This window comes from Streptomyces sp. A01 (genome assembly GCF_059026195.1).
Genome location: NZ_JBWLKN010000002.1, coordinates 160,495 through 176,685, shown reverse-complemented (window position 1 = coordinate 176,685; position 16,191 = coordinate 160,495). Strand labels below are relative to the sequence as shown.

Sequence of the window (16,191 nt, the reverse complement as noted above, 5' to 3'; positions counted from 1 at the left end):
CGCTGCCGGTGCCCGAGTCCACGGTGCACGCCCTCGTGGAGCGGCAGACCGCGGCCGCCCCGGACCTGGCGGCGGTCATCCAGGGCGAGCGCACCCTCAGCTACGCCGCGCTCGACACGGCCGCGACCCGCCTCGCCGCGATGCTGCGCGCCCGCGGCGCGGGCCCGGGCACGCTCGTCGGGCTGTGCCTGCCGCGCACCCCCGACCTGGTGGTCGCGCTGCTCGCGGTCCTGAAGTCCGGTGCCGCCTACGTACCGCTGGACCCGGCGGCGCCCGCGGACCGCAACGACTTCATCCTCCGCGACGCCGGTGCGCCGCTGGTCCTCACCGACTCGGCCACGGCCGCCACGACCGGTTTCCCGCCGGGCACGGACGTCGTCCGGCTGGACGACCTCGACCTTGAGACCGAGCGCCCCACCGAGCCCGTCACCGCCTCCGCCGACGTGCCCGCCGCCGGTGCGGCGGACCTCGCGTACGTCATCTACACCTCAGGATCGACCGGCCGCCCCAAGGGCGTCATGGTCGAGCACCGCAACGTGGTCAACTTCTGCGCCGCGATGACCGAGGAGTTCGGCGCCGAGGCGGCCGGGACCTGGCTGGGCGTCACCACCGTCTCCTTCGACATCTCCGTGCTCGAACTGATCTGGACGCTCACCCACGGCTCGACGGTCGTGCTCCAGGCCGACCCCGAGCCCACTACCGGGCCCTCCACCGACCGGCGGCCCGGCAAGGTCGCCGATCTGAGCCTGTTCTACTTCTCCAGCGCCACCGTCACCGAGGGGCTGTCCGCCCGGGGCGCCTACCGGCTGCTGCTTGAGGGCGCCAAGTTCGCCGACAGGAACGGCTTCGAGGCGGTGTGGACCCCCGAGCGGCACTTCCACGCCTTCGGTGGCATCTACCCCAACCCCTCCGTGGCCGGGGCCGCCATCGCGGCCGTCACCGAACGCGTCGCGATCCGCGCGGGCAGTGTGGTCCTCCCGCTGCACGACCCGCTGCGGGTGGTCGAGGAGTGGTCCGTCGTCGACAACATCTCCGGCGGCCGGGTCGGCATCTCCGTCGCCTCCGGCTGGCAGGCGGACGACTTCGTCCTCGCGCCGGACAACTACGCGGAGCGCAAGGAGGTCATGCTCTCCGGCGTGGAGACGCTGCGCTCGCTGTGGGCGGGCGGCTGCGTCGAACGCCCCAACGGCGTCGGCGACCCGGTCACCGTCCGCCCGCTGCCCCGGCCCGTCCAGCCGCACCTGCCCATATGGGTGACGGCCGCGGGCAGCCCCGACACCTTCCGGGCGGCGGGCGAGTCCGGCAGCAACATCCTCACCCACCTGCTCGGCCAGGACCTCGGCCAGCTCGCCGAGAAGATCGGGATCTACCGGCAGGCCAGGGCCGAGGCCGGACACGAGGGACCCGGGCGGGTGACGCTGATGGCGCACACCTTCCTCGGCCACGACCCCGAGACCGTACGCGAGACCGTCCGGGGCCCGTTCCAGGAGTACCTGGCGTCGTCCCTGGGCCTGATCGGCAACCTGGCGAAGACGCTGGGCTTCGGCGACGACCTCAAGGCGCTGCCCGAGGACGACATGCGCACCCTCCTCGACCACGCCTTCGACCGCTACCACGAGACGGCCGCGCTGTTCGGCACCGCCGAGCGGGTGGCGCGGACGCTGGACACCATCGCCGACGCGGGCGTGGACGAGGTGGCCTGCCTCATCGACTTCGGCGTCGCCGACGACATGGTGCTCGACGCCCTGCCGCTGCTGGCCGAGGCGCGCGACGAGCACGCCACCCGCCCCCAGGACGCGGCGCGGGGCGCGGTGGCCGGTGGGGACGCCGGGCTCTCCGTCGCCGAACTCATCGGCAAGCACCAGGTCACCAGCCTCCAGTGCACCCCGTCCCAGGCCGCCATGATCATGGCCGAGCCCGGTGGCGAGGAGGCGCTGGCCCGGCTGCGGCTGCTGCTGCTCGGCGGCGAGGAACTGCCCGCGACACTCGCCGCCCGGCTCACCGAACTGACCGGTGCCCGGGTGCAGAACATGTACGGGCCGACCGAGACCACCATCTGGTCCTCCACCCACCGCGTCGACCCCGGGGGAACGGCGCTCATCGGCCGCCCCATCGCCAACACCGCGCTGTACGTTCTCGACCCGGTGGGCCACCCCGTGCCCGTCGGTGTGCCCGGCGAACTCCACATCGCCGGAGCCGGTGTCGCCCGTGGATACCTCGGCCGCGACGAGCTGACGGCGGAACGCTTCGTCACCGACCCGTTCGCCGCGCCGGACACCACCGGTGCCCGCATGTACCGCACCGGCGACCTCGTCCGCTACCGCCCCGACGGCAGCCTGGAGTTCATCGGCCGCACCGACCACCAGGTCAAGGTGCGCGGCTACCGCATCGAGCTCGGCGAGATCGAAGCGGCGCTCGGCTCCCACCCGGACGTGGCGCAGGCCGCGGCCACCGTGCACGGCGACGGCGTCGACCGGCGCATCTCCGGCTACGTGGTCGCCCGCCCCGGCGCCGAGCTCGATCCCGCCGCGCTGCGCGACCACCTCGCCCGGCGACTGCCCGGCTACATGCTCCCGGCGTCCACGCAGGTGCTCACCGAACTGCCGTACACCCCCAACGGCAAGGTGGACCGCAAGGCACTGCCCGAGCCGTCGCTGGCGGACCGTCCCGGCACCGAGTGGACGGCGCCGCGCGGCGTCACCGAGATGCGGCTCGCCGTGCTGTGGGAGGAGGTGCTTGGCCAGAAGTCCATCGGCGTCCACGACAGCTTCTTCCAGTTGGGCGGCAACTCGGTGCTCGCGGTGATGCTGCTGGCCGAGGTGGAGCGGCAGTTCGGCCGCAGGCTCTCGCTGGCCGCACTGTTCCAGGGACCGACCATCGCCCAGCTCGGCCGGCTCCTCGTCAACGACGTGGACACCGCGCGCGAGTCGCTGATCCGGCTGCGGCCTGGCGGCGAGTTCCCGCTGTTCCTGCTGCCCGGCGCGGGCGGCAACCTGGTCTACTTCCACGAGCTCGTCAGCAGGCTGCCCCAGGAGCTGGCCGTCTACGGCCTGCAACCGCTGTTCACCGACGACATCGCGGCCGAGACACTCGTCTCCGAGCTGGCCGACCGCTACCTCGACACACTGCTGGAAACCCAGCCCGAAGGCCCGTACCGCTTCGTCGGCCACTCCTTCGGCGGCCACATCGCCATGGAACTCGCCGCGCGGCTGCGGAAGCTGGGCCACCGGGTGGACCTGGTCGGGCTGCTCGACACCACAGCGCCGCTGCCCGAGCGGCAGAAGCACACCGACGACTGGGAGCAGGCCAGCTGGCTCGCCACCTTGGTGCGCGTCTTCGAGCGGATCTTCAAGCGGGACCTGGGTGACGCGGGAGCGGAGATCGCCGCGCTCCCCGAGGACGAGCAGATCCCGTACCTGCGCCGGGTCCTCGCCGCCCACGGGGTGCTGCCGCCCGAATACGACGACACCCAGCTGCGCGGTTTCATCCGCGCCTACATCGCCGACCAGCGCAGCCTCTACACGCCCAGCAAGCCCTACGAGGGCACCCTGACCTTCTTCCGCGCCGCCGACCTGCACCAGGACAACGTGCCGCCCGCGGACCTGGCCTGGACGCTGGACGACCCGGCACGCGGCTGGGGCCGGTTCTCGGCACGCCCCGTCGAGGTGCGCGAGACACCCGGAGACCACCTGACCATGCTCACCACGCCCTACGTCGACCAGCTGGCCAAGCTCATCGGCGACCTCGCCCTGGACGCGGGACCGCGCGACCACTGACGCGCGCCGCGTCGCCCGCGCGGGCGGCGCCTGATCACCCCCACGCCGGGACCGCGCGGGCGGCACCGGCAGGAACGAACACAGAGGGAGAATTACATGCAGGTCCAGCTGTCGGATCTCCTCGGCTGCCCGGAGTGCTCGGGAACCGTCAAGCTCAGCTCGCCGCAGAGCTACACCTGCGTCTCGTGCGCCCGTGTCTCCCCGGTGGAGGCCGCGGGCTTCGTGGACATGATCCGCGAAGAGGGCAAGCCGGACCCGGCCGCCCCGACCACCGCGCAGAAGATGATGGAGAGCAAGCAGTTCGTCCGGCTCTACGAGCTGGCCATGCGCCCCTTCTTCGCGCGGCTCTTCGCCGGGTTCGGCAACAAGATCCCGAGCTACGAGGAGGAGTTCGAGATCTACCGCGAGTGGCTGGAGCTGGGCGAGCAGCGCGGCGGAGCGTGGCTCGACCTCTCCTGCGGCGGCGGCCACTTCACCGACGAGATGGCGGGAGCGCTGCCGAACGCCACCGTCGTCGGCCTCGACATCTCGGTGGAGATGCTCAAGGCGTCGGTGAAGGAGACGGTCGGGCGGCCCAACGTCGAGTTCGTCCGCGGCGACATCCGCAAACTGCCCTTCCAGGACGAGACGTTCGACGGCGTCAACAACGCGGGCTCGCTCCACCTGTACGCCGACCCGGTGGCCGCCTACCGCGAGGTGTACCGGCTGCTCAAGCCCGGCGGCGTGTACTCGGCGAGCACCTTCGCGCTCAACGACCGCACCAGCAGCCGCATCGGCGTCCAGCTGACCGGCATCCGCCGCACCGACCTGACCACCCTGCACAGCGACCTGGAGAAGGTCGGCTTCACCAACTACAAGCTGAAGAAGTTCGGTTCGGTCTTCATTTTCGCCGTCACCAAGCCCTGACCGACGGCAGCGCACGCGTCCTGACCCCCCTCCGACACCCCGACTGAAACGGCGGTATTGATGTCTCTCTTCTTGCGGATCTCCGCCCGCCCCCGGCTGCTGCTGTCCTGCACCCTGCTCGTGCTGATCGCCGCCGTGCTCGTCGGCGGCGGCCTCACCGACCGGTTGCAGCTCGGCGGCACCGAGGACCCGGCCGCGGAGTCGAGCAAGGCGGCGGAGGTGATGGACGCGAAGTTCCCGGCGAGTCGGCCCAACCTCGTCCTGCTGGTGGACGGGACGGCCGACGACCCGGGGACCGCGCGGCAGGGCACCGCGCTGGCCCGGCGGCTGGCGGCCGAGAAGGGCGTCACCGGTGTCCTGTCGTACTGGCAGACCAAGAACCCGGCGCTGCGCGCCGAAGACGGCGGGCACGCCCTGATCGTCGCCCACATCAAGGGCGACGAGACCGAGGCGGGCAAGGTCCTCGACCGGCTGAGGCCGCGCTACCACGGTGACGTCGACGGCCTGGACGTCTCCATCGGCGGCACGGTCGCCGTGCGCAACGAGGCACAGGAACAGACCGCCGACGACCTGGTGAAGTCGGAAATGATCGCCATGCCGATCGTGCTGGTCATCCTGCTCCTCGCCTTCGGCAGCGTCATCGCCGCGCTGCTGCCGCTGGTGATCGGCGTGGTCGCCATCATGGGCACCAACGCCGTACTGATGGGCATCACCCAGTTCACCGACGTCTCGATCTTCGCGCAGAACCTGACGACCGCCCTCGGCTTCGGCCTCGCCATCGACTACGCCCTGCTGATCGTCCGCAGGTTCCGCGAGGAGCTTGAACGGGACCCGGACCCGTCCACGGCGCTGGGCACGGTGCTGCGCACGGCCGGCCGTACCGTGCTGTTCTCCGCGTTCGTGGTGGCGATCTCGCTGTCCGCGATGCTCATCTTCCCCCTCTACTTCCTGCGGTCGTTCGCATACGCGGGCATCTCCGTCGTCCTGCTGGCCGCGCTCGCCGCCCTGACCGTGCTGCCCGCCCTGCTGCTGCTCCTCGGCAAGCGGGTCAACTCCCTGCGGGTGCTGCGGCGCGGCGGGAGGGGTGCGGCGGACCGGCGCTGGGGCGCCTTCACCGGCGGTGTGATGCGCAAGGGGCCGCTGGTGACGGTGTCTGTCACGGTGCTGCTGGTCCTCCTCGGCCTGCCGTTCCTCAAGGTCGACTTCGGCACGGTGGACGACCGGCAGCTCGCCGAGCACGCCGAGCCGCGCGCCGTGCACGACACGATCCGCGACTCCTTTCCGGCCAGCCCGACCGGCGGCATCGACATCGTCGCCGAGACCGCGGCCAAGGACGGCCTCGCCGCGTACGCCAGCCGGCTGTCCCAACTCCCCAAGGTCAGCCGGGTGGACAGCCCCGCAGGTGGCTACCGGGACGGCGCCCTGGACCGCGAGCCGTCGGCCGCCGACGCGGCCCGGGTGGTCTCGGGCACCAGCTATCTGACGGTCTGGCTCGACCGCTCGGTGGAGGACATCTCGGTGGAGAGCCAGGACGCGGTGACCGATGTGCGGTCGATCGACGCACCCTTCCCGACGAAGGTCGGCGGTCAGGCCGCCATGCTCGTGGACAGCCAGAAGTCCATCGGCGACCTGCTGCCCTACGCGGTGCTGTTCATCATCGTCGTCACCATGCTGATGGTCTTCCTGATGACCGGCTCCGTGGTGCTGCCGCTCCAGGCCGTGGTGCTCAACGCGCTGAGCCTGACCGCCATGTTCGGCGCCGCCGTCTGGGTGTTCCAGGAGGGGCACCTGAGCGGCGCGCTGGGCTTCACCGCCACCGGCTTCATCGAGACGTCCCTGCCGGTGCTGATGTTCTGCCTGGCCTTCGGCCTGTCCATGGACTACAGCCTGTTCCTGCTGTCCCGCATCAAGGAACACTACGACCAGACCGGAGACCACCGCGGCGCGGTCGTCTTCGGTGTGTCCAAGACCGGTGGTGTCATCACCGCGGCGGCGCTCATCCTCGCCATCGTCATGATCGCCATCGGTACGTCCCAGATCACCATCACCAAGATGCTCGGCCTGGGTGTCGCGCTGGCCGTCCTGGTCGACGCGACGCTTGTCCGCTGCCTGCTTGTCCCCGCCCTGATGGCAGTCACCGGCCGCGCCACCTGGTGGGCTCCGGCCCCCCTGCGGCGCTTCCATGACCGGTTCGGCCTGCGGGAGGAGTCGGCGGAGCCCGAGCTGGTCGAGCAGAAGTAGGTGTGCTGTTCCGTCGGCAGCCTGCCCCGAAGCGGGTTCACCCGCCGCGAGCTGAAAGCGCGAGAGATGACCGAAGCACCGCTCACCCAAGTGTCCTTCCAGGAGTCCATCGAGGCGTCCCCGGTCAGCCCGGACCTGTTCCGGCGGCTCATGGGCTCGTTTCCCACTGGCGTGTCCGTCATCACGACGATGAGCGACGGCGAGCCGAAAGGCTTCACCTGCACGTCGATGTGCAGCGTCTCGCTGACGCCGCCCATGCTTCTCGTCTGTGCGCGCTCGGGCGGCAACACGGCCCAGCACATCATCGACCGCGGCTGGTTCGCGGTGAACCTGCTGCACCACAACGCGCGGCGGGCGGCCGAGGTCTTCGCCTCGGCCGAGCGCGACCGCTTCGCCGGCGTCCAGTGGGCACCGACGGACACCAACAAGCTGCCGGTGCTCACCGAGGACGCGTTCGCCTACGCCGAATGCCGGATCACCGAGTCCGCGCAGGCCGGAGACCACGTGGTGATCTTCGGCGAGGTGGTCGGCCTGGCCTTCGAGGGCGAGCCGGAGCCACCCCTGATGTACGGTTTCCGGCGGTTCGCGTCCTGGCCCAGGAAGGAACACCAGTGACCATCGAACGCGTCAGCCCGCCCTACCGCGCCGGGGAGCGCGAGACGCTGCGCGCCTACCTCGACTTCCACCGTGCGACGCTCGCGCTCAAGGCCGACGGCCTCAGCGACGAGGAGCTTCGCCGGCAGTCGATGCCGCCGTCGACGCTGTCCCTGCTCGGCCTGGTCCGGCACATGGCCGAGGTCGAGCGCACCTGGTTCCGCAAAGTGATCAACGCGGAGGACATTCCGCTGGTGTGGTCCGACGAGGGGGACTACCAGGTGGCGTACGACGCGCGGCAGGCCACGCGGGCGGAGGCGTTCGCCGCCTGGCAGACGGAGGTCCAGCACGCGCGCCGGATCGAGGCGGCGGCGCAGTCCCTGGACGTGACCGGCTACCAGCCCCGGTGGGGCGAGCATGTCTCGCTGCGCCTGGTGATGGTGCACGTGATCCTTGAGTACGCCCGGCACAACGGCCACGCCGACTTCCTGCGGGAGGGCATCGACGGGACCGTCGGCCCCTGACGGGACTGTCGGTGCCTGATGGGGCTGTCGGGCCGGACGGGGCTGTCGGCGGCTGACGGGAACGTTGGCGCGCGACGCGCCACACGCGAGGCCGTCAGCTCCTCCCGCCACGTTTGTTTTCGTGATCACGAGGTACCCGGGCGGGGTGCTTCTCATGAAACCACCCGGCGTCTACACGCCACAGGGAGACTCGTACCTCCTGCGGGACGCCCTGCTGCGGGCGGCTCCGCCGCCCCACGCGTCCGTCCTGGACGTGTGCACGGGCAGCGGGCTGCTCGCCCTGACCGCGGCGCGCATGGGCGCGGCACACGTACAGGCCGTGGACGTGTCGATGTCCGCGGTGCTGACCACCCGGTTCAACGCCTGGTTGGGCAAGCTCCCCGTCAGCGTCCACTGGGGAGACTTCCTGGCCCATCGCGGCAGCCGCCAGTTCGACGTGGTGACGGCGAACCCGCCGTACGTGCCCTGCCCCGGCCATCTGCCGCACGGCAGGGGGCGGGCGCGGGCCTGGGACGCGGGGGAGGACGGCCGGTGGTTCATCAACCGGCTGTGCCTGGCCGCGCCCCGGTTGCTCAGCCCCAGTGGCGTCATGCTGATCGTTCACTCCTCGCTGTGCGGACCGGAGACGACGGTGCGCATGCTGCGCGAGGTCGGCCTGAAGTCCTCGGTCGTGGCCCGTCACCGCCAGCCCTTCGGGCCCGTCCTGCGGTCCCGGGCCGCCTGGTTGGAGGAGCGTGGCCTCATCGCGCCCGGAGAGCGAGAAGAGGAGTTGGTGGTCATCCGTGCCGATCAGCCCGCACGTACAGCCTGAACACGTACAGCCTGAACACGTACAGCCTGAACACGTACAGCCTGAACACGAAGCCGGGCCCCCATCGGGGCTTGAGGGGGAACACGCGGGACCGCAGCGCCGCCGGGTCGTTCTCGACGCCCACGGCCCCGTGCTGGTCGAGGGTCCGGTGCAGGTCACGCTGCCCGATGGCCGCTCGGTGACCTCGGACCGGTTCATGGTGGCGATCTGCGCGTGCAGGCGCAGCCGCAGCTACCCCTGGTGCGACACCAGCCACCGGCGGCGCACTCCGGAACACCACACTCCCGAGCACCACACTCCCGAGCACCACACTCCCGCAGGCCATGCTCCCGAGCACCGCGGACCCGGCCGCGACGACGACACGGCTGACTGACGGGCCCTCGTGGAGCGGTGCGCGTCAGCGGCCGGGGGCCCAGCCGGGTCCGCGCGCCATGCGTTTCGGCAGCACCACCCCGGGGTACCCGGCAGCATCGCGAGAGTGAGGCGGCCGTGCTACCGACAGAGACGCGGTCGCGAGAGACGTCGAGAGAGAAGACCGCCGGACACGGCCGCCTGGAAACCCGCGCATCACCCGCCGGGGCACGACGCACACCGCCCTCCGTGGAACCACGCCGCATACCGCCGAACGGGGGAGGAGACCATGGGAGGAAGGAGCGCCGCATGACGTCACTGCCCGGCATGGACGAGTCGTACTGGGTCGACACCACAGCAGCCACCGACTACCCGAGCGCCCCCGAGGAGCTGGAGGTCGATGTCGCCGTCGTCGGCGGCGGGATCGCCGGGATCTGCACCGCGTGGGAGCTGACCCGCGCCGGGCGGACCGTCGCCCTCCTTGAGGCCGACCGGCTGGCGACCGGCGTCACCGGTTACACCACGGCGAAGGTGTCCTCGTTGCACACCCTCGTCTACGCCCCGCTCCGGGAGAGCCAGGGCCGCCGGGCGGCGCAGCTGTACGCGGCCTCGCAGGAGGACGCGATCGCCCGGATCGCCGACGTCACGGCCGAGCTCGGCATCGACTGCCAGCTGGAGCGTGCCCCCGCCTACACCTACGTCACCTCGTCCGACCAGGTCGGTGCGGTCCGCGCCGAGGCGGAAGCGGCGGCGGAGGCCGGGCTGCCCGCGACCTTCGTCACGGAGACGGAGCTGCCGTTCCCCGTCGCCGGCGCCGTCCGCGTCGCCGACCAGGCGCAGTTCCACCCGCGCCGGTACCTGCTCGCGCTGGCCGACGATCTACGGGCCCACGGCGGCCGCGTGTTCGAACGCAGCCGGGTCACCGGCCTCCGCCAGGGCACGCCCTGCCGCGTGACGACCGAGAGCGGGGCGACGGTCGTGGCACGCGACGTCGTCGTGGCCACCCACTACCCGGTGTTCGACCGCGCGCTGATGTTCGCCCGGCTGGAGCCCACCCGGGAACTCGTGGTGGCCGCCTCCCTCCCCGCCGCCGACGCGCCACACGGCATGTACATCACCCCGGAGGGGGGCACCCGGTCGGTGCGGACGGCCCCGTACGGTGACGGGCGCCGCCTGCTGATCGTCACGGGCGAGAAGTTCACGCCGGGCACCAGCGAGGTGGGGGACCGCTTCCGGCGGCTGGCCGACTGGCTGGCCGACCACTTCCCGACCGCCGAGATCACCCACCGGTGGGCCGCGCAGGACAACTTCAGCACGGACAAGGTCCCCTTCGTCGGCCCCTTCCACCCCGGCGCCGACCATGTGTACGTCGCCACCGGTTTCGGCGGCTGGGGCATGACCAACGGTGTGATGGCGGGGCGGCTGCTCGCGGCGCGGATCACCGGCGAGAAGTCGCCGCACGCCGAGCTGTACGATCCGCGACGGCTGCACCCCACCCGCGAGGCCGGACGCCTGCTCAGCCTCCAGGCGACGACGGCCAAGCACTTCGTCGGCGACCGGCTGCGGCCCTCACAGGTCGACTCGGTGGCCGACATCGAACCGGGCGGCGGCGCGGTCGTACGCGTCAACGGCAGGCGCTGCGCCGTCTACCGGGACGAGGCCGGCACCCCGCACGCCGTCTCCGCCCGCTGCACCCATCTGGGGTGTCTGGTGCACTTCAACGACGCGGAACGCACCTGGGAGTGCCCCTGCCACGGCTCACGCTTCGGCGTGGACGGCGCGGTGCTGCAAGGCCCCGCCGTACGCCCTCTCGATCCCCGCCGGCTCCCGGAGGCCGCCGCGCCGGATGCCACACCGGAGACCAAGCCGGACACGGGGCAGGGCGCCGAGTAGGGCGCGGTGGACCCCGCGCGCGCACTCGCGCGTGCGGGGTCCTGTGTGTGTCCCGCGCGCGTGTCCCGCGATACGCCCGGTGCCGAAGAGATCGGTTTTGACTTCCGTCAGGCGGCTACCCGGCTGTCATGAGCACTGAGCAGAGTTCGGCCGGCGTCGGCGTCCACGTATGCGGTTGTGAGTGGGACGACGCGGATGCCGTGTTCAACGTGTTGAAGGCCGCCTTCCCCGCGACCACCGCGGACGAGTGGCCGGGCGCCGAGGGCAAGCCGACCACCCGGTCCGAGCGTCCCATGGTGTGGTCGATGACCGTCGACACCCGTGAGCCCGCCGGTGCGGGCCGCTCGTCGCGGCTGACGAAGCCGGTGAGCGTCGACCTGTACGGCACCGATCCGCCCATCCACAAGGTGCGCGACGTGCTGGAACGGCACTTCGCCGTCGCTGAGGAGAAGGCCATCCCGGGCGACCAGGAGATGGAGGTCAGGCTGCGGCTCGCGGCCCGGTGAGCCCTTGACCCACTCGTCTGACCCACTGGTCGTACCTCGTCGCGCGCACCCTGATCCGCTGGCCGCCATCAGGGGCGAAGGCAGGCGGCCGTCCGCTTCACCGGGACGGCCGCTGCCTTGTGCTGCCTACTCTCCGGGCTCTCCGGATTCCGCGGATTCCGCGGATTCCGTGGCGCGTACGGAGAACTCCAGCGCGAACGGGTTGAGCTCTGACGGGAGCTTCTCCTTGGGGGCGGGCCGGGTCGAGGAGCACAGCAGGTACTCGTGGCCTTCGAGCATCGCGCCGAGCCATGTGCTCACGGTCAGCAGCACGATGTTCTGCCCAGGGCACTCTCCTGGGCCTCCGCTGAACGGCACCAGCGCCGGGTTCTTCCGCGCTTCGCCGTTCAGCCAGATGCTGGGCACGAAGCGGTCGCCGTAGGGCACGGCGGTCGTCTCCGCCCGGTGGAAGTACGGCGCGTAGATGAGGAAGGTCGTGTGGTCGGGGATGGTGGCGCCGCGCCAGTCGGTCCTCTCCACGCTCTCCCGCAGCAGCAGCGGGGTCGTCGGCCACAGCCGTACGGACTCCAGGACGCAGGCGCGCAGGAAGGGCAGGGTCTGAGGTCGGCTCAGGTCCTGCGTGTCGATCTCCTTGCGGGCCTCCGCTTCCTGCTCACGGTGCGTGCTGAGCAGCGCCAGGGTCCGCATGGCCGCGATTCCGGCGGCGTCGTAGGCGAACAGCCAGTGCGGGATCTGGCCGACCGCGTCGGCGCGTGAGGTCGCGGGCAGCTCGCTGAGCGCGCCCGCCAGGGTCTCCTGCCCCGCCGCGTCAGCGTGCTGGCGCAGCCTCCGCGTGAAGTCGTCCCTGAGCTGCCGCCGCCGGGGCTGGAGGACCGACCAGTTCCCGGCCAGCCGCAGCTGGTCGAGCTGCTTGATGAGCGTTTCGTCATGGCGGGCCCCCTCGCCGAGGATGACGCGCCGCACCGTACGCCACCAGGACGAGGCGAACTCGTCCCAGCTCAGCTCCCCCGTGCGGTCGGCCTGACGGAGGAGCGCCATCGCCTCCTGGCGCACGGCCGTGACGACGGCGGGTGCCAGCCGGTGCAGCGGCTGGCTCATCTGGAGAGCGTTCTCGTTGAGTTCGCGGCGCTCCGTGCGGTCCGGCCCCTCGCTGATCAGGGCGCCGTGCGGCTGGAACTGGGACAGTGCGCCCTTCTTCTCCCAGGTGGCGGGCGAGAACGGGTGCGGCGTCCGGTCCAGCACGGTACGTACGTCGTCGGGGGCGAGTACGAGCGCGACGGAGCGTCCCGCGACGCGCAGGAACAGCGGTCCGTCGCCGTACTGGCCGCGCAGGTGGCGCATGGTGTTGACGCCGCGTTTGTCCCAGTGGAAGCGCTCGGTGAGGGCGATACCGGCGGGGCGCCGCTTGATGACACCGCCGACGACTGCGGGCAGCACGACATGGGCGGCCACGCGCGCGGTATCCGCCGCGCTCGCTGTGGGCACGGCCTTCGCGGTCTGTCCGGAGGTGGCTGACGTCGACATGCAAACTCCTCTGCGCACGCGGCTTCCCGGGCTGGCGCTGTCACCCGACCGCGCTGTCCGGGACATCACCCCAAGGGGGCGTCGGATACCCGGGCGGCCGACCGGGAAACCCCGCACGCCCGCGCGCCGCCCGATCGGCGCAGCCCTTCGCCACCCGTGCGGTCCAAGCCGCGACTGCGGGTCAGAAGCCGAAGACGGCCGGGCGTTACGCCATGTGCCGCGCTCAGCGACCGGGCCACGGTGGTGCTCCGGTGGGGCCCCGGTAGCGCGGGACTCGATCCGCGTGGAGCAGGGACGCGGCCATGTGGCAGGCCCCGGACACCTCACCGCCGGGCTATTGAAGAGGCGCGGCCGCCCTTTGTAGTTTGCATGCCCGCCTGTCGACGACGGTCTTCCCCGGATACGGAGCGCTGGAATGAACCAAAGCACCTCTTCGCTGACGGGGTTCGCATGGGCGTAAGGGAGTCCCTGGCGACGGTTCGTACCGTGGCGCTGCTGCTCCTGCGCGGTTGCAGCTGCCGGTTCGCCGCGTACTACTGGACCGGGTTCCTCGCCGGGCTGGCCGCTGTGGACCGGCTGTCGGTGGCTTGGGCGATGCTGGGCGTGCCGCTGTGGCTGGCCTGCTGCGTTGGTACGGAGGCGGTCAACAGGCTCGCCGACCGAGAGGCCGATGTCATCAACCGGCCAGAACGCACCCGGCTTTGCGACGAGATCGGCTGGCCCCGGCTGGCCAGGATCGCGGTCGCCGCATGGGTGGTGTTCGCGGCGATCGGGGCCGCCATGTTCTGGGCCCACCCGCATCCCGCCCTGCTCATCGTGCTCGTGCTCGATATCGGCATCGCGGTGGGGTACTCGGTCGGACCGGCGTTCAAGCGCCGCCGCGTGACCTCCCTGCTGATCCTCGTCACACCGCTGGTCCTGCCCATGCTCACCGCATGGGCGACACGAGCGGACGCGGACGCCCTCGGATCACCCGTCCTGCCCGCCGCAGCCGTGCTGGTCGCCTTCAGCCTCGGCCTCTCGGGCATCAAGGACATCACCGACGTCGAGGGCGACCGGCTGCTCGGATACTCAAGCCTGTGGCTCACCGTGGTCAGGATCGGGCGTGGCGCGGCCGTGTACTGCCTGGTGGCGGCGCCGTTCGCGCTGAACGCCGGGTTCGTGGCGTTCCGGCTGCTGCCCGTGTCCAGCCTCGTCATCACGCCCTTCATCGTGCTCTCCGCCTACGTCGTCCGTGCCGCGAACGGCGCCGAGTCGTCCGAGGAGCGCTCCGTGGCGCGCGAGGTGATGCACTCCTACACCTTCCTCTTCCTTGCCGCGTTCCTGCTGTGCGCCGTCCCTTCGGGCGGCATGGCCGTGGTGGTCGCGCTGAGTGCCGGCTACTGGCTGCTGGCGTCCAGAAAGCTGCACTGGGCCGCCGGGATCACCCGTGGCCAACTGCGCATGTGGGCCAAGATCGCTGTTCCGTCGTCTCGCGGGGGTACCTATGAACGAGTCTGAGATCCGTACGGGCGTACGCGAGGTCGTCGCGCAAGTCCTGACCCTGGCACCGGAAGAGGTGCCCGACAGCGCCGACTTGTACGACGACATGGGCGCCGACTCGCTGAACAAGCTTGAGGTCATCGCCCATGTGGAGGCGCGGTTCGGCTGCCGCCTCACCGACGACGAGGCCACGCTCGGCAACTCGGTCGAGACGCTGGCGAAGTACATCGGCACCCATGTCTCCTGAGACGTCTCCTGAGACCGCTGCTCCGGGCGGGCCCGCGTCCACGGGCCCGGGCGAGCCCGGCACCGCGCCACCGGACGCGGGTGGTTCCCGGCCGGCGGACGCCATCAGGGTCGTCGTGACCGGCATGGGCGTCGTCTCGCCGCTGGGATGCGACACCGACACGTTCTGGCGCAACGTGACGACGGGGAAGGTCGCCACCGGCCCCGTCACCAGATTCTCGACCGCCGCGTACCCGACCCACCTGGCCGCCGAGGTCGACTGCGCCGCCCTGACCGCGCCGCACGGCCCGGACGGTGACCTCGCGCCGAGGTCGCTGCGGTACGCCGACCACGCCGTCCGGGCGGCTCTCGACGAGTCGAAGGTGCTGCACCACGCCGACCCGCACCGGGTCGGCCTTGTCCTCGGCACCGTCATGGGCACCCGCCCCCACCTGGAAGAGCTCCGCCGCCGGGGCGGTGACCTGGTGGGTGACCGCAGGTGGGACGCCCCGGGCCCGCTGGTCACCGGGCCCGCACGGCGCTTCGGGCTGCTCGGCCCCCGGCAGGTCGTCGCGGCCGGGTGCGCCGCCGGTAACACCGCCATCAGCCTGGCGGCCGACCTGATCAGGACCGGGCAGGCGGACTGCGTGCTCGCCGGTGGCGTCGACGAACTCGCCGAGGCCGTCTTCCAGTTGTTCACCACCCTGCGCGCCCTTGAGCCCGATGTGGTCCGGCCGTTCGACCGTGACCGGCGCGGCATCATGCCCTCCGAGGGGGCAGGCGTCGTCGTCCTTGAGTCGCTGGACCACGCGCGCGCCCGTGGCGCCACCCTCCACGCCGAGCTGCGCGGCCACGCCGTAGCGGCGGACGCCCATCACATGACCGCCCCGCACCCGGACGGCGACGGGATGCTGCGCTGCATGCGGGAAAGCCTGCGGATGGGCGGCCTGCGCCCCCAGGACGTGGACTATGTCAGCGCGCACGGCACCGGCACTCCGGCCAACGACGCCACCGAAGCCGCCTGCGTGGACCACTACTTCGGTTCCGCGGGCGCCCGGCCCGCCATCTCGTCCATCAAGGGAATGCTCGGCCACTCCCAGGGCGCGGCGAGCGCGCTGGAGGCGGTCGCCTGTGTGCTGGCGATCAACAATGGGCGCGTGCCCGGCAATCCCACCCTGAGGACCGTGGACGACCGCTGCCGGGGCCTGGACCTTGTCCGCGAGCCCGCCAGAGACCTCCGCGTCCGCGTGGCGCTGAGCAACGCCTTCGGCTTCGGCGGGAACACCTCGACCGTGGTGTTCGCGGAGTACGCGGACTGACCTGTCCAGCGGCCCGGGACGACGTCATGCAACACAGGT

General features: G+C 71.5%; 13 protein-coding genes and 1 pseudogene. 13 read left to right on the top strand and 1 reads right to left on the bottom strand.

Features of this window, described 5'->3' with window-relative positions; genetic code table 11:
* Positions 1–8: 8 nt before the first annotated feature.
* The 10 genes and pseudogenes from AC5P1B_RS03195 to AC5P1B_RS03150 all read left to right on the top strand — a co-directional run.
* Positions 9–626 (top strand): annotated as a pseudogene (locus tag AC5P1B_RS03195) (AMP-binding protein); the annotation flags it as partial.
* A 3-nt stretch (positions 627–629) separates the two neighbouring features.
* A complete protein-coding gene (locus AC5P1B_RS03190; protein WP_493884840.1) occupies positions 630–3,776 on the top strand; it encodes a MupA/Atu3671 family FMN-dependent luciferase-like monooxygenase in 3,147 nt (1,048 codons plus the stop codon).
* Positions 3,777–3,872: 96 nt separating this feature from the next.
* On the top strand, positions 3,873–4,682 hold the full coding sequence (locus AC5P1B_RS03185) for a class I SAM-dependent methyltransferase (RefSeq protein WP_493884619.1): 810 nt from the start codon (positions 3,873–3,875) through the stop codon (positions 4,680–4,682).
* A gap of 60 nt (positions 4,683–4,742) precedes the next feature.
* A complete protein-coding gene (locus tag AC5P1B_RS03180; RefSeq protein ID WP_493884618.1) occupies positions 4,743–6,923 on the top strand; it encodes an MMPL family transporter in 2,181 nt (726 codons plus the stop codon).
* Between the two features lie 66 nt (positions 6,924–6,989).
* Positions 6,990–7,538, top strand: coding sequence for a flavin reductase family protein (locus AC5P1B_RS03175; protein WP_493884617.1), 549 nt, complete (start codon positions 6,990–6,992; stop codon positions 7,536–7,538).
* Entirely contained in the window at positions 7,535–8,041 is a 507-nt protein-coding gene (locus AC5P1B_RS03170) for a DinB family protein (protein WP_493884616.1), read from the top strand. Before AC5P1B_RS03175 ends, AC5P1B_RS03170 begins: the two co-directional genes overlap by 4 nt.
* Before the next feature lie 154 nt (positions 8,042–8,195).
* The gene (locus AC5P1B_RS03165) at positions 8,196–8,852 is read left to right on the top strand and encodes a HemK2/MTQ2 family protein methyltransferase (protein ID WP_493884615.1); all 657 of its coding nucleotides are present in this window, start codon (positions 8,196–8,198) and stop codon (positions 8,850–8,852) included.
* A gap of 130 nt (positions 8,853–8,982) precedes the next feature.
* A complete protein-coding gene (locus AC5P1B_RS03160; protein WP_493884614.1) occupies positions 8,983–9,225 on the top strand; it encodes a CDGSH iron-sulfur domain-containing protein in 243 nt (80 codons plus the stop codon).
* 287 nt (positions 9,226–9,512) lie between these two features.
* Positions 9,513–11,096, top strand: a complete 1,584-nt coding sequence (locus AC5P1B_RS03155) for an FAD-dependent oxidoreductase (protein ID WP_493884613.1) — start codon at positions 9,513–9,515, stop codon at positions 11,094–11,096.
* Between the two features lie 128 nt (positions 11,097–11,224).
* On the top strand, positions 11,225–11,602 hold the full coding sequence (locus tag AC5P1B_RS03150) for a hypothetical protein (protein WP_493884612.1): 378 nt from the start codon (positions 11,225–11,227) through the stop codon (positions 11,600–11,602).
* Positions 11,603–11,728: 126 nt separating this feature from the next.
* Here AC5P1B_RS03150 and AC5P1B_RS03145 read toward each other — a convergent pair whose 3' ends face one another.
* Positions 11,729–13,126, bottom strand: coding sequence for a cytochrome P450 (locus AC5P1B_RS03145; protein WP_493884611.1), 1,398 nt, complete (start codon positions 13,124–13,126; stop codon positions 11,729–11,731).
* A 486-nt stretch (positions 13,127–13,612) separates the two neighbouring features.
* On the opposite strand from AC5P1B_RS03145, the gene AC5P1B_RS03140 reads away from it, so the two are divergent.
* Genes AC5P1B_RS03140 through AC5P1B_RS03130 form a run of 3 tightly spaced genes read left to right on the top strand, consistent with a single transcriptional unit; the run spans position 13,613 to position 16,152 of the window.
* Positions 13,613–14,626 (top strand): UbiA family prenyltransferase, encoded by a 1,014-nt coding sequence (locus AC5P1B_RS03140; RefSeq protein ID WP_493884610.1) that lies wholly within the window; start codon positions 13,613–13,615, stop codon positions 14,624–14,626.
* Complete coding sequence (locus AC5P1B_RS03135; protein ID WP_493884609.1) at positions 14,613–14,855, top strand: acyl carrier protein; 243 nt, start codon at positions 14,613–14,615, stop codon at positions 14,853–14,855. The genes AC5P1B_RS03140 and AC5P1B_RS03135 overlap by 14 nt, the downstream gene beginning before the upstream one ends.
* Complete coding sequence (locus AC5P1B_RS03130; RefSeq protein ID WP_493884608.1) at positions 14,845–16,152, top strand: beta-ketoacyl-[acyl-carrier-protein] synthase family protein; 1,308 nt, start codon at positions 14,845–14,847, stop codon at positions 16,150–16,152. The genes AC5P1B_RS03135 and AC5P1B_RS03130 overlap by 11 nt, the downstream gene beginning before the upstream one ends.
* Positions 16,153–16,191 lie beyond the last annotated feature (39 nt).

Excerpts from the sequence above, each read along its gene's own strand:
- AC5P1B_RS03165 (WP_493884615.1), top strand. The coding sequence starts at position 8,196 with ATGAAACCACCCGGCGTCTACACGCCACAGGGAGACTCGTACCTCCTG.
- AC5P1B_RS03150 (WP_493884612.1), top strand. The coding sequence starts at position 11,225 with ATGAGCACTGAGCAGAGTTCGGCCGGCGTCGGCGTCCACGTATGCGGT.
- AC5P1B_RS03135 (WP_493884609.1), top strand. The coding sequence starts at position 14,613 with ATGAACGAGTCTGAGATCCGTACGGGCGTACGCGAGGTCGTCGCGCAA.
- AC5P1B_RS03155 (WP_493884613.1), top strand. The coding sequence starts at position 9,513 with ATGACGTCACTGCCCGGCATGGACGAGTCGTACTGGGTCGACACCACA.
- AC5P1B_RS03180 (WP_493884618.1), top strand. The coding sequence starts at position 4,743 with ATGTCTCTCTTCTTGCGGATCTCCGCCCGCCCCCGGCTGCTGCTGTCC.
- AC5P1B_RS03145 (WP_493884611.1), bottom strand. The coding sequence starts at position 13,126 with ATGTCGACGTCAGCCACCTCCGGACAGACCGCGAAGGCCGTGCCCACA.
- AC5P1B_RS03175 (WP_493884617.1), top strand. The coding sequence starts at position 6,990 with ATGACCGAAGCACCGCTCACCCAAGTGTCCTTCCAGGAGTCCATCGAG.
- AC5P1B_RS03130 (WP_493884608.1), top strand. The coding sequence starts at position 14,845 with ATGTCTCCTGAGACGTCTCCTGAGACCGCTGCTCCGGGCGGGCCCGCG.
- AC5P1B_RS03185 (WP_493884619.1), top strand. The coding sequence starts at position 3,873 with ATGCAGGTCCAGCTGTCGGATCTCCTCGGCTGCCCGGAGTGCTCGGGA.